Below are 12,394 nucleotides of genomic sequence, written 5' to 3'. Positions count from 1 at the left end.
ATGCAAGTTTTTATCATGCGTCATGGCGACGCAGCTCTGGAAGCAGCGAGTGATTCTGTTCGACCTCTCACACTCTGTGGCTGTGATGAATCGAGAGCGATGGCGAGTTGGCTCAACGGCAAAACGCCAGATATCGATCGGGTATTAGTCAGTCCCTATCTGCGTGCCGAGCAAACGCTCGCAACGGTGCGCGAAACCTTGAAGCTGCCGGAAGGGCAGGATGTGTTACCGGAACTCACGCCGGGCGGCGATCCGGGCATGGTGGCTTGTTATCTGCAGGCGCTGGCACAAAAAGGGATCAAGTCGGCGCTGGTGATTTCGCATCTGCCGCTGGTGGGATATCTGGTGTCTGAACTCTGCCCGCAGGAAGCGCCGCCGATGTTCGCGACTTCAGCAATAGCCTGCGTGAACTTTGATGCAGATGCCTGCGAAGGCAAGCTGGAGTGGCAGGTCAGCCCATCAAAACTGGCCAAAGCAATCTAATTTCTCTGAGATTTATACTCTCTCAGTGGGCCGCAAACGCGGCCCTTTCCTTTTCTAGCCGCCATACTTCAAGCTGCAGGTGCGTTGGCTGCACTTGCTCACCCAGTCACTGACTAAAGTCAGCATCCTGGGGATGTATGTTGGCTGGATGCCTTATTAAGGCAGTTCTGGCGGTTGCCACTCTTCCACTTCTATCAACACCAGCAGCGCGGCGTCGCCGCCAAACATTTTCGGTGCCTGATGAAACGCCATCACATGCGGATGCTGTGCCAGCCACAGCGGCGTCTGCTGCTTGAGGATATGTTTACCGTGTCCTGTCATTACGCTGGCGCAGAACAGATGCTCACGGCGACAGGCGGCGATAAGCGCGCCGAGCTCCTGCTTGGCCTGCATCTGCGTTAAGCCGTGCAGATCGAGAAAAATTTCTGGCGTGTAATCGCCGCGACGCAATTTTTTCTGCTCGTAATGGCTGACGTCAGCACGCACGTAACGCATCGGTCCTTCGCTGGACAACAGTGGCTGAAACTCGTCAGAGAAGTAATGGCTGTTATCGGCTTGTTCTGAAATCAGGCGTTTTAACGGCAGTTCACGCGTTTTTACCACCGGTTTGTGCACAATGGTGTCCTGTTTCAACTTGCGCGTCCCACTCATCAACTGGCGGAACATCTGCTGATCGTCCTGGCTTAGCGGCGTTTTCTTACTCATGGCTCTGTAATAGGTCAGAAAAGGCTGGTTAACAGCCGGTGGCATACCTTAACCGTTAGCGTTAACAAATGTCAGCTTTTTCGCCTCGCTGCGCTGAATTCTGCCCGGCTTCGTGGCACACTATCGGCCGATTGATTTTATGGCCTGCGGAGGGCTACGTGGACAAGATTTTCGTCGATGAGGCAGTGAATGAACTGCACACCATTCAGGACATGCTGCGCTGGGCTGTCAGCCGCTTTTCGGCGGCAGGCATTTGGTACGGCCACGGCACGGATAATCCCTGGGACGAAGCAGTCCAACTGGTTCTGCCAACGCTGTGGCTGCCGCTGGATATTCCAGAAGATATGCGCAATGCGCGCCTCACTGCCAGCGAGCGTCATCGCATTGTTGAGCGCGTGATTCGCCGCGTCAACGAGCGCATTCCAGTGGCTTATCTCACCAATAAAGCCTGGTTCTGCGGCCACGAATTTTACGTTGATGAACGCGTGTTAGTACCGCGTTCACCGATTGGTGAACTGATTGAGAACCGATTTGCCGGTTTGATCAGCGATGCGCCTAATCACATTCTCGATATGTGTACCGGCAGCGGCTGCATCGCCATTGCCTGCGCATATGCCTTCCCGGAAGCGGAAGTGGATGCGGTGGATATCTCCACCGATGCGCTGGCTGTTGCCGAGCAAAACATCGAAGAGCATGGGCTGCTGAACCACGTTACGCCTATCCGCGCCGATCTGTTCCGCAACTTGCCGCCGGTGAAATACGATTTGATCGTCACCAATCCCCCTTACGTGGATGCGGAAGATATGGACGATCTGCCGAATGAATACCGCCACGAGCCGGAACTCGGTCTGGCAGCGGGCAGCGACGGCCTGAAACTGGTACGCCGCATTCTGGCCTGTGCCCCCGATTACCTCACCGAGCAAGGCGTGCTGATTTGCGAAGTCGGTAACAGCATGGTGCATATGATCGATCAGTATCCAGACGTGCCGTTTACCTGGCTGGAGTTTGATAACGGCGGTGACGGCGTATTTATGCTGACGCGCGAGCAAATCGTCGCGGCACAGCATCACTTCTCATTTTACAAAGACTAAATAAGAGGGCGAGCGCTCGCCCGCAACATCGCAACAAGGAACCAGCATGGCCGGAAACAGCATCGGACAAGTTTTTCGCGTAACCACTTTTGGCGAGTCGCATGGTATTGCGTTGGGCTGCATCGTTGATGGTGTGCCGCCCGGCATTCCACTAACGGAAGCCGACATTCAACACGATCTCGATCGTCGTCGTCCTGGCACTTCGCGCTACACCACGCAGCGCCGTGAGCCGGATCAGGTGAAAATTTTGTCCGGCGTGTTTGAGGGCGTCACAACGGGGACGTCAATCGGTCTGTTAATTGAGAACACCGACCAGCGTTCACAGGATTACGGCGCGATCAAAGATCTGTTCCGCCCTGGCCATGCCGACTACACCTACGAGCAGAAGTACGGTCTGCGTGACTATCGCGGCGGCGGACGCTCGTCTGCGCGTGAAACCGCCATGCGCGTGGCGGCAGGTGCGATTGCCAAGAAGTATTTGCAGATGAAGCACGGCATCGTGGTGCGCGGCTATCTGGCACAGATTGGCGACGTGGCCTGCGAATTGAAAGACTGGAGCATTGTGGAAGAGAACCCGTTCTTCTGCCCGGATGCCTCTAAGCTGGAAGCGCTGGATGAACTGATGCGCGGCCTGAAAAAAGAGGGCGATTCCATCGGCGCCAAAGTCACCGTGCTGGCAGAGAACGTGCCGCCGGGCTTGGGTGAGCCGGTGTTTGATCGTCTGGATGCCGATTTGGCACATGCGCTAATGAGCATCAACGCAGTGAAAGGCGTGGAGATCGGCGACGGTTTCGCCGTGGTCAGCCAGCGCGGCAGCCAGCATCGCGATGAAATTCGCGCCAACGGTTTCCAGAGCAACCACGCGGGCGGTATTTTGGGTGGCATCAGCAGTGGCCAAACCATCAGCGCCAACCTGGCGATGAAACCGACCTCCAGCATCACCGTGCCGGGTAACACCATTACGCGCGACGGCGCTGAAGTGGAGATGATCACCAAAGGTCGTCACGATCCTTGCGTGGGCATCCGCGCCGTGCCGATTGCCGAAGCGATGATGGCCATTGTGTTGATGGATCACCTGCTGCGCCAGCGCGCGCAAAATGGTGACGTCAACAGCAGCGTTCCGCGCTGGTAAGCCGGATGATGCGCCGTCTGCTTATCACCTGTGCCGCGCTGTTATGCAGTGCGGCGGCCGTTGCCGCTACGCCGTGGCAGCAAATCCATCAGCCCATTGCCGGAAGCCCGCAGTCGATTGGCGGCTTCGCCAACGGCTGTATTGTGGGCGCGCAGCAGCTGCCGCTTAACTCACCGAATTATCAGGTGATGCGTCAGGATCAGCGCCGCTACTTCGGTCATCCTGATTTGATCGCTTTTATTCAGCGTCTCAGCACCCAGGTTCATCAGCTTCAGCTGGGACAAGTGTTGATTGGCGATATGGGCATGGCGGCGGGTGGCCGTTTTAGCAGTGGCCACGCCAGCCATCAAACCGGTTTGGATGTTGATATCTGGCTCCAATTGCCAAAAACCCGCTGGACGGCGCAACAATTGCTCAAGCCGCAGCCGCTCGATCTGGTTGCTGCCGATGATAAGCAGGTGATTGCGCGTCACTGGCAGCCGCAAATTGATAGCCTGATTAAGCTGGCGGCGAAAGATGATGAAGTGACACGTATTTTTGTTAATCCGGCGATTAAAAGACAGCTGTGTGCTGATGCTGGTAGCGATCGCGCATGGCTGAATAAAGTGCGTCCGTGGTTTGCCCATCGCGCGCACATGCATGTGCGTTTGCGTTGCCCAGCAGGCAGTCTGGAGTGTGAAGACCAGGCACCTCAACCTGCGGGCGATGGCTGTGGCGCCGAGCTGGACAGCTGGTTCCTGCCAAAAAAACCAGGCAGTACGCCGCCGGTGAAAAAAACGCCGCCGCCGCTACCGTCTTCCTGCCAGGCATTATTAGACCGCCATTTGTTATAACCGTGAGAATTTGAGTTGCGGCAAGGCGGCAAGTTCGTTCATCTCCAGGAGCTTACTTAAGTAAGTGACTGGAGTGGGCGAGCGCAGTCAACGCAGCTGCAGCTCAAAAGATCGCGGTTATTTGAGGAATAAAATGGATCTTTTTGTTGTCAGCCCGCTGGTCATTGGCGTGCTGTTTTTTGTGGCGATGCTGGCGGCATTTATCGACTCCATTGCCGGAGGCGGTGGCTTGCTCACCGTGCCTTCATTGCTGGCTGCCGGGCTGTCGCCTGCACAGGCGTTAGCCACCAATAAGCTGCAGTCGGTCGGCGGATCCTTCTCCGCCAGCCTCTATTTTATCCGTCGCGGTGCGGTGAATCTGAGCGAGCAGTGGCTGAATATCGCCATGACCTTCCTCGGCGCGATAGCCGGCACCCTTCTAATCCAGCACTTACAAGCGGATGTGCTGCGCCAAATCTTACCGCTGCTGCTGATCTGTATCGGCTTGTGGTTCCTGCTGATGCCGCGTTTGGGTGAAGCGGATCGCGAACGTCGTCTGCACGGTTTACCCTATGCGCTGGTGGGCGGTGGCTGCGTCGGTTTCTACGACGGCTTCTTTGGTCCCGGCGCCGGCTCATTCTATGCGTTGGCGTTCGTGACGCTGTGCGGTTTCAACCTGGCGAAAGCCACCGCCCACGCCAAAATCCTAAATTTCACCTCGAATTTTGGCAGTTTGCTGTTTTTTATGTTCGGCGGAAAAGTGGTGTGGGGCACCGGAGCGATTATGCTGCTCGGCGCCGTTATCGGCGCACGCCTTGGTGCCAAGCTGGTGCTGAGCCGCGGTCAGAAACTGATTCGCCCCATGGTGGTGACCGTTTCTGCGGTGATGAGCGCCAAATTGTTATGGGACAGTCACGGCGGGGAATTGATGGCCTGGCTGGCAACGCTGTAATCCAACACTCGTCAAGACCGGCTGCCAATGCGACAATAGCGCCGGTTTTTTTTAAAGATTAAAAATTATGAGTACAACACACCATTACGATCAATTGATTGCCATCTTTGATGGCTGCTTCGTTGACGATTTTCAGACCCGTCTAATTAAAGGCGACGACGAACCTATTTATCTTCCAGCGGATGAAACCTCACCGTGGAATCGCGTGGTGTTCGCGCACGGCTACTACGCCAGCGGACTGCATGAAATTTCCCACTGGTGCATTGCCGGGGAAGCGCGCCGCAAGCTGGTGGATTTTGGTTATTGGTATTGCCCGGACGGACGCGATGCGCAAACGCAGAGCCAGTTCGAATCGGTTGAGGTAAAACCGCAGGCGCTGGAGTGGTTGTTCTGCGTTGCGGCGGGCTTTCCCTTCAACGTAAGTTGTGACAATCTCGAAGGCGATTGTGAGCCAGATCGCATCGCGTTTCAGCGTAAAGTTCATGCACAGGTGATGACGTATCTGGATCAGGGGATTCCGGCACGACCAGCCCGTTTCATTGATGCACTGACGACTTATTACGGCACGCCGCCACTGACGGCGGCACAATTCCCTTGGCCGGAAGATCTATAATCCGCGAAGGTTATAAGAAGAGAGGAAGAGATGATCGTAGAATTTGAAACCCGCATTCTGGCCCTGATTGATGACATGGTCGATCACGCCAGCGATGACGAGCTGTTTGCAGGCGGCTATCTGCGTGGTCATCTGACCCTGGCAGTGGCGGAGATTGAGCTAAGCGGTGAACACACGCCGGAAGCGCTGCAAACTCATGTCACCAACAGCTTGCAAAAAGCCATTGCAGCCGGTGAACTGTCGCCACGCGATCAGGCGCTGGTAACAGGCATGTGGGACAATCTGTTCCTGCAGGCTCGTCAAACCGCTTAACCGCTCGGGGCGATCGCTCGCCCCGCAGATTATCGACCCGCTTTTTTTCCCTTCAGCAGTTTTCGTACCCAATAGCGATTCGGATTCATCGCCGCCAGCGTGGCTGCATCCAGCGGCTGTGGTTCGCCGCTCATCTGCGCCGCCAATACTTCAGCCGCCAACGGTGCGCTGCACAAACCCCGCGATCCTAACGCGCCCAACACAAATAAAGCTTGATGTACTGGCGCATCGGCAACGTCAGCGCCGCGCATGCGTTGCTCCGGCAAATCGGCATAGTGCGTAAGCGTTGCTTCATAATCTGGCGCGCTGCCGCTCATCGGTAGGTGATCGCGCGTGGCACAGCGCACCCCGTTGCGCGCCTGGTTATCTGACACATCAACCTGCTGCGGCCATTGGCTCTCCGGCAGACAGTGAATCAGCCGCTGACGATTCTCCTGCTGATCGTCGGCACGGAAATCCGTCGCAGTATCGCCGCGATGATAACTGGCGCCGATGCAATGGGTGGCGAAATTCGGGCTGACCGGAGTGAGATAGCCGTCGTAGCACAGCACGGTGCGCAGCGCACCTAACGCCGGATTGGTCGGCACGTGGCTCACTTGTCCTGCCACCGCATACACCGGCAGCGTTTTGCTCTGCTCGATTTCCAGCAACGCATGGCCATTCGCCAACACCACGTGTTGATGCTGCACCGGCGGTTGCTCGCTAAAGTGCAGGGTCCAATGCTCTTCATTACGCGTTAGCTGTGTGACGCGATGCAGCCAGTGAAGGCGTAATCCCAGCGATTGCGCGTATTCCAACAGATTGCTGGTCAGCTGTGAAGGCGACAGCCATCCGCCTTGCGGATAGAAAATGCCGCCGACGTCGAGGTCGACACCCGCCAGCTGCTGTGCTTCTTCTTTATTAACGCCGTACGCGATGTCGTGCGGCAGTTCCATGTTGAGCATCTGCGCGATTTTGTCCGCGCTTTTGCCATCCCAACCCAGTTGCAACACGCCGCTCCAACTGTGCTCAAACTCCACTGGCAGCCGATCGTACAGACGTCGGGCAAAGCCAAAAGCCGCTGGGAAGAAGGTCGCCAGCGCCGGATCATGCTGATTTAGCAGCGGATAAAGCGCGCCCTGACGGTTACCGGAAGCACCCAGCGCGGGTGCATCATCGGCACAATAGAGTGTCACGCGCCAGCCGCGTCGCAGCAGCGCCAGTGCTAATACTGCGCTGGCAACGCCGCCGCCAATCAGTGCCACATCCTGGCTGCTCGCCGGCGGGCGCGCATACCACGGCTGGCTGTGCGGCAATGCAACCGCGTGCTCAAGCGAACCAACCAGCATTTCACGCTTATGACCAAATCCCTTGCGCTTCTGCATGCTGAAACCGGCGTCCTGCAAGCCTCGGCGTACAAAACCGGATGCAGTAAAGGTTGCCAGCGTGCCACCAGGACGGGCGAGGCGTGCCATTGCGGCGAACAGCGCTGGCGTCCACATCTCCGGATTTTTGGCGGGTGCGAAACCATCAAGGAACCACGCATCTACCTGACGATTGAGACTGTCATCAAAGGTGTGAATTAACGCGTTAATATCACCAAGCCAGAGGTCCAGCGTCACTTCACCGCCGTTAAATAGCAGGCGCTGACAGCCCGGTAACGCTTGCGGCCACTGCTGTTGCAGCTGTTCAGCCCAAGGCTGTAGCTCCGGCCAATGGGCATGCGCGGCGATCAGATCGGCGTGCGTCAGCGGGAATTTTTCGCAGCTGATAAAGTGCAGGCGCTGCAAAGCGGCGTTGGGTTGCTCATTTCGGAAGCGATCGAAGGCTTGCCACAGGGTAAGAAAGTTCAGACCAGTCCCAAAACCGCTCTCAGCGACAATAAATAAATCGCGCGAATGATCGGCAAAACGGTGCGGAATATGGTTGCCATCGAGGAACACATAGCGCGTTTCCTCCAGTCCATTGTCGTTGGAGAAATAGACGTCGTCGAACGCTCGGGACACAGGTGTACCCTGTTCATTCCAGTTTATTTGGGCATGTTCAACCGGGGTTAATTTCACGGGGAAAGGCTCATATTTCAGGCAGTGGCGCGAGTTTAGCGACAGACGTCACATGACGCAAATTTACAAAACGAAATGGCTGATCGGACTTGTTCGGCTTACAACTGTACGCTAGAGTGCACGTCATCCAAATATGTGGAACGAGGATTATTGAATGAAACGTGCAGTGATTACGGGCCTGGGTATTGTTTCCAGCATTGGTAATAACCAGCAAGAAGTGCTGGCTTCTCTGCGTGAAGGCCGTTCCGGTATTACTTTCTCAGAAGAGATGAGAGATGCCGGTATGCGCAGCCATGTATGGGGCAACGTCAAACTGGATACCAACGGGCTCATCGATCGCAAAATCGTGCGTTTTATGAGTGATGCCTCTATTTATGCCTACCTTTCAATGGCCGAAGCGATCAAAGATTCGGGCCTGACTGACGAGCAGTATCAGCAAAACCCACGTGTTGGCCTGATTGCCGGTTCTGGCGGCGGTTCTCCGCGTTATCAGGTGTTTGGTGCTGACGCCATGCGTAGCCCACGCGGTCTGAAAGCGGTGGGTCCTTATGTGGTGACCAAAGCGATGGGTTCAGGCGTTTCGGCTTGCCTGGCAACCCCGTTCAAAATCCACGGCGTGAACTACTCCATCAGTTCAGCGTGTGCCACCTCTGCACACTGTATCGGAAACGCGGTCGAGCAGATTCAGCTGGGCAAACAGGACATCGTATTTGCTGGCGGCGGTGAAGAGCTGAGCTGGGAAATGGCCTGTGAGTTCGATGCCATGGGCGCACTGTCGACCAAATACAACGAAACGCCAGAAAAAGCCTCACGTACTTACGATACCAACCGTGACGGTTTCGTCATTGCAGGCGGCGGCGGTATGGTGGTGGTTGAAGAGCTGGAGCACGCTCTGGCACGTGGCGCACATATCTACGCCGAAATCGTCGGTTACGGCGCAACGTCAGATGGCGCAGATATGGTTGCGCCTTCAGGCGAAGGCGCAGTGCGCTGCATGAAGATGGCGATGCAAGATCTGGATACCCCCATCGATTACCTCAACACGCACGGTACCTCTACCCCAGTTGGTGATGCGAAAGAGTTGGGCGCGATTCGTGAAGTGTTCGGCGACCATTCACCGGCCATTTCTGCTACCAAAGCCATGACCGGTCACTCACTGGGTGCGGCAGGCGTGCAGGAAGCGATCTACACCTTGCTAATGCTGGAGCACGGTTTCATCGCGCCAAGCATCAACGTGGAAGAGCTGGATGAAGCGGGTAAAGGTCTGAACATCGTGACCAAGCCGACTGAAAAAGCGCTGACCACCGTGATGTCGAACAGCTTCGGTTTCGGTGGCACCAACGCCACGTTAACCATGCGTAAGCTGCCTGCATAATTGCATATGTTACAAGGTGCGCATGAATGCGCCCCCTACGAAAACCACGTTATGCTTTCGTAGGGGCGCCATTTATGGCGACCACCTGATGCAAAGGGCCGGTTATCCGGCCCTTGTTGTTTTTGACAATCAGCCTGCGGCTTGCCTACACTCTCTCCATCCGAAACAAAATTATCATTTCTTGATAATATGAACCAAATGTCCCGTTTCTGTTACCGCAGCAAGCGTGAGTCTGGTTATGACAAGGAGTTCGCATCACCATGGCCACGACTGCCGAAACGCAGACGCAATCCGTTTTGCCGTTAGCCTGCACCTCATTTGCCGTCTTCCTCACCTACCTCACAGCAGGTTTGGCGCTGCCGGTCATCCCGCTGTATGTCCATCAGGAACTTGGCATGAGCAACCTGATGGTTGGTGTAGCGGTAGGAATCCAGTTTTTTGCCACGCTGCTGACGCGCAGCTTTGCCGGGCGACGTGCCGATCAGCACGGTGCGAAACTCACCACACAATACGGCATGCTTGCCATCGCGTTGGTGGGCATCGCTTATCTGGCGGCGGCGTTACTGCCGGTTTCACCCTGGACGAAATTTGCTTTACTGGCGGTAGGGCGCCTGTTGTTAGGGTTTGGTGAAAGCTTGCTGCTCACCGGTAATCTGACCTGGGGCATGGGTCTGGTGGGCAGTAAACGATCCGGTTTAGTGATGTCATGGAACGGTATGGCGATTTATGGATCGCTGGCGGCGGGCGCACCACTTGGCTTGCTGATTAACCAGCACGGCGGTTTTGCGGCCCTCGGCGCGGTTGCGCTGCTGTTGCCGCTGCTGTCGCTGGCGATTAATGGCTGGATCCGTAAAGTGCCGGTGGTTGGTGGCGAGCGCCCATCGCTGCTTAGCGTGGTGAAAACCATCTTCCAGCCGGGACTGGCGTTGGCACTGCAGGGTACCGGTTTTGCCGTTATTGGCACCTTTACCTCGCTCTACTTTGCCGCAGAAAACTGGGGCAATGCGGGGTTCGCGCTGACCGCGTTCGGCTGTGCGTTTGTGCTGGTGCGCGTATTCTTTGGTGGCTTGCCGGATCATCACGGGGGCATAAAAGTGGCGATGGTGTCCCTGCTGGTCGAAGCCGTCGGTCTGCTGCTGCTGGCGTTTGCCAGTTCCAGCGGCATGGCACTAATTGGCGCGGCTTTGACCGGCTGCGGTTGCTCGCTGATCTTCCCGGCGCTGGGCGTCGAGGTGATCAAGCGTGTATCGCCGCAGATTCGCGGCACCGCGCTCGGCGGCTTCTCTGCGTTTCAGGATATTGCGTACGGTGCCAGCGGCCCGTTGACCGGTTTACTGGCGACAGCGCTGGGTTACGGCTCGGTGTATGTCGCGGGTGCCTGCTGCGCTGCGCTGGGCATTCTGGTCACCTGGACGTTTGCGCGGGCGGCGACAACAGCGTAACCAACTTATCGCAGGCGCTGACAATCTCACCCGGGGTTAGCGCCGCAAAGCCCAGCAGCCAGCCCGGTTGCTGGACCGCACCGGCATAAAGCGGCGACAGCCGCGGCAGTAACAATCCCATGGATTTAGCCTGTTCGGTTAAGCGCGCTTCATCGCCGTGCATTAGCTGCACCGTTAACTGTAAGCCTCCCGCCGCCGGCAGCGCTTGCAGCCAGGGTTGCAGTCGCGTGTTGAGTTGTTCAAGCAAGCAATCACGACGACTGCGATACAGTTGGCGCATCAAGCGCAAATGGCTGGCGAAATGGCCTTGTTGCAGAAACTCTGCCGTAATCGCCTGCGGCAGCAATGCGCTGTGACCATCCATTACGCTACGCGCGCGTCCCAATGGCTCAACCAGCTGCGGCGGTACCACCATCCACGCCAGCCGCAGCGACGGGAATAATGTTTTGGAAAAGGTGCCGAGATAAATTACCCGACCATCAGCTTCTAATCCTTGTAGCGCCGGAGCGGGGCGATCGTCGTAATGAAATTCGCTGTCGTAATCATCTTCAATCAGCCAGCTATCATGTTGCCGCGCCCACGCCAGCCACTGTAGACGGCGCGCCAGGCTCATTGGCGTGCCGGTCGGATAGTGATGTGCGGGTGTCAGATACACCAGTTTCGCGCTGCCGCTGAGTGGCGCGGCGCCTTCCGCATCCAGCGGCATGGCGTGACAGCGTGCGCCGGCCGCCAGAAACGCGTTGCGCGCACCGGGATAACCGGGTTCTTCCAGCCAGACGTCGTCACATGCATCAAGGAACATCAGCGCCAGTAATTGCAGCGCTTGCTGCGAGCTGGTGAGCATCACCACCTGATCCGCCGAACAGCGGACGCCGCGCGATAGCGCCAGATAATCCGCTACCGCTTGCCGCAGCGACGGCAGCCCAAGCGGATCGCCATAGCCCATCACTTTACTGCCCAGCGTGCGTTGCATCTGATTGCTGATGCGGCGCCACTGCGTATGCGGGAACGCGCGCAGTTCTGGCGAACCGGCGGCAAAGGCATGTGGAAACGGCGGATCCTGACAGCCGCCGGTTGCCAGCACCTGTTGACCACGCAGGGAAAAGAGTGGCGAGCGGTCGATGCGGCTTTTCTGCGTGGGTAACGCCATGCGAATCGAGACAAAAGTACCGCGCCCACCGTGACGCTGCAGATAACCTTCGCTCTCTAATTGCGCATAAGCCGCCTCAACCGTGACGCGCGACAGCGATAAGTCCGTTGCTAACTGGCGACTGGACGGCAATTTTTGCTCATGCCGCAAATGCCCATCAGCGATCGCCTGACGCAAAGTATTGCACAGCCGCTCACGCAAACCGCCCTGGGTTTGATGGCTAAACAGCGCGAGAAACGAGGTGCTCATATTGGTCTTATCACTCGATGGAAAGTGGTATCAGCA

Annotated in this window: 12 protein-coding genes; 9 read left to right on the top strand and 3 right to left on the bottom strand. The window is 56.8% G+C overall.

Annotation, left to right across the window (positions count from 1 at the left end; all coding sequences use genetic code 11):
• Positions 1-483: a phosphohistidine phosphatase SixA gene (sixA, locus tag AC6I8K_RS13130; protein WP_483817815.1), complete on the top strand. Its 483-nt coding sequence runs from the start codon at positions 1-3 to the stop codon at positions 481-483.
• 156 nt (positions 484-639) lie between these two features.
• Here sixA and smrB read toward each other — a convergent pair whose 3' ends face one another.
• A complete protein-coding gene (gene smrB, locus AC6I8K_RS13125) occupies positions 640-1,188 on the bottom strand; it encodes an endonuclease SmrB (RefSeq protein ID WP_483817814.1) in 549 nt (182 codons plus the stop codon).
• Positions 1,189-1,346: 158 nt separating this feature from the next.
• Between smrB and prmB the strand changes: the two genes are divergently transcribed.
• The 6 genes from prmB to AC6I8K_RS13095 all read left to right on the top strand — a co-directional run bounded on the left by prmB (position 1,347) and on the right by AC6I8K_RS13095 (position 6,100).
• Positions 1,347-2,279: a 50S ribosomal protein L3 N(5)-glutamine methyltransferase gene (gene prmB / locus AC6I8K_RS13120; RefSeq protein ID WP_497826865.1), complete on the top strand. Its 933-nt coding sequence runs from the start codon at positions 1,347-1,349 to the stop codon at positions 2,277-2,279.
• A 46-nt stretch (positions 2,280-2,325) separates the two neighbouring features.
• Complete coding sequence (aroC, locus tag AC6I8K_RS13115; RefSeq protein ID WP_497826864.1) at positions 2,326-3,411, top strand: chorismate synthase; 1,086 nt, start codon at positions 2,326-2,328, stop codon at positions 3,409-3,411.
• 8 nt (positions 3,412-3,419) lie between these two features.
• Positions 3,420-4,244 carry a penicillin-insensitive murein endopeptidase gene (gene mepA, locus AC6I8K_RS13110; RefSeq protein ID WP_483817908.1) on the top strand — a complete coding sequence of 275 codons (825 nt, stop codon included), beginning with the start codon at positions 3,420-3,422 and terminating at the stop codon, positions 4,242-4,244.
• Positions 4,245-4,377: 133 nt separating this feature from the next.
• Positions 4,378-5,175: a sulfite exporter TauE/SafE family protein gene (locus tag AC6I8K_RS13105; protein WP_064739671.1), complete on the top strand. Its 798-nt coding sequence runs from the start codon at positions 4,378-4,380 to the stop codon at positions 5,173-5,175.
• Between the two features lie 67 nt (positions 5,176-5,242).
• Complete coding sequence (locus AC6I8K_RS13100) at positions 5,243-5,788, top strand: elongation factor P hydroxylase (RefSeq protein ID WP_497826863.1); 546 nt, start codon at positions 5,243-5,245, stop codon at positions 5,786-5,788.
• Positions 5,789-5,818: 30 nt separating this feature from the next.
• Entirely contained in the window at positions 5,819-6,100 is a 282-nt protein-coding gene (locus AC6I8K_RS13095) for a YfcL family protein (protein WP_008101252.1), read from the top strand.
• 29 nt (positions 6,101-6,129) lie between these two features.
• Here AC6I8K_RS13095 and mnmC read toward each other — a convergent pair whose 3' ends face one another.
• Entirely contained in the window at positions 6,130-8,142 is a 2,013-nt protein-coding gene (mnmC, locus tag AC6I8K_RS13090; protein WP_497826862.1) for a bifunctional tRNA (5-methylaminomethyl-2-thiouridine)(34)-methyltransferase MnmC2/FAD-dependent 5-carboxymethylaminomethyl-2-thiouridine(34) oxidoreductase MnmC1, read from the bottom strand.
• 154 nt (positions 8,143-8,296) lie between these two features.
• Here mnmC and fabB point away from each other — a divergent pair, with 154 nt between their 5' ends.
• Both fabB and AC6I8K_RS13080 read left to right on the top strand, forming a co-directional pair.
• Positions 8,297-9,517, top strand: coding sequence for a beta-ketoacyl-ACP synthase I (fabB, locus tag AC6I8K_RS13085; protein WP_064739360.1), 1,221 nt, complete (start codon positions 8,297-8,299; stop codon positions 9,515-9,517).
• A gap of 260 nt (positions 9,518-9,777) precedes the next feature.
• Positions 9,778-10,959, top strand: coding sequence for an MFS transporter (locus AC6I8K_RS13080; RefSeq protein WP_497826861.1), 1,182 nt, complete (start codon positions 9,778-9,780; stop codon positions 10,957-10,959).
• Here AC6I8K_RS13080 and pdxR read toward each other — a convergent pair.
• On the bottom strand, positions 10,922-12,358 hold the full coding sequence (gene pdxR / locus AC6I8K_RS13075; RefSeq protein ID WP_483817809.1) for a MocR-like pyridoxine biosynthesis transcription factor PdxR: 1,437 nt from the start codon (positions 12,356-12,358) through the stop codon (positions 10,922-10,924). The genes AC6I8K_RS13080 and pdxR overlap by 38 nt on opposite strands.
• Between the last annotated feature and the right edge of the window lie 36 nt (positions 12,359-12,394).

This window comes from Pantoea sp. X-Soil-ISGK-421, assembly GCF_059730785.1.
This window is presented reverse-complemented; position numbering and strand designations above follow the sequence as displayed.

Excerpts from the sequence above, each read along its gene's own strand:
- sixA (WP_483817815.1), top strand. The coding sequence starts at position 1 with ATGCAAGTTTTTATCATGCGTCATGGCGACGCAGCTCTGGAAGCAGCG.
- smrB (WP_483817814.1), bottom strand. The coding sequence starts at position 1,188 with ATGAGTAAGAAAACGCCGCTAAGCCAGGACGATCAGCAGATGTTCCGC.
- aroC (WP_497826864.1), top strand. The coding sequence starts at position 2,326 with ATGGCCGGAAACAGCATCGGACAAGTTTTTCGCGTAACCACTTTTGGC.
- mepA (WP_483817908.1), top strand. The coding sequence starts at position 3,420 with ATGCGCCGTCTGCTTATCACCTGTGCCGCGCTGTTATGCAGTGCGGCG.
- AC6I8K_RS13105 (WP_064739671.1), top strand. The coding sequence starts at position 4,378 with ATGGATCTTTTTGTTGTCAGCCCGCTGGTCATTGGCGTGCTGTTTTTT.
- AC6I8K_RS13100 (WP_497826863.1), top strand. The coding sequence starts at position 5,243 with ATGAGTACAACACACCATTACGATCAATTGATTGCCATCTTTGATGGC.
- AC6I8K_RS13095 (WP_008101252.1), top strand. The coding sequence starts at position 5,819 with ATGATCGTAGAATTTGAAACCCGCATTCTGGCCCTGATTGATGACATG.
- fabB (WP_064739360.1), top strand. The coding sequence starts at position 8,297 with ATGAAACGTGCAGTGATTACGGGCCTGGGTATTGTTTCCAGCATTGGT.
- AC6I8K_RS13080 (WP_497826861.1), top strand. The coding sequence starts at position 9,778 with ATGGCCACGACTGCCGAAACGCAGACGCAATCCGTTTTGCCGTTAGCC.
- pdxR (WP_483817809.1), bottom strand. The coding sequence starts at position 12,358 with ATGAGCACCTCGTTTCTCGCGCTGTTTAGCCATCAAACCCAGGGCGGT.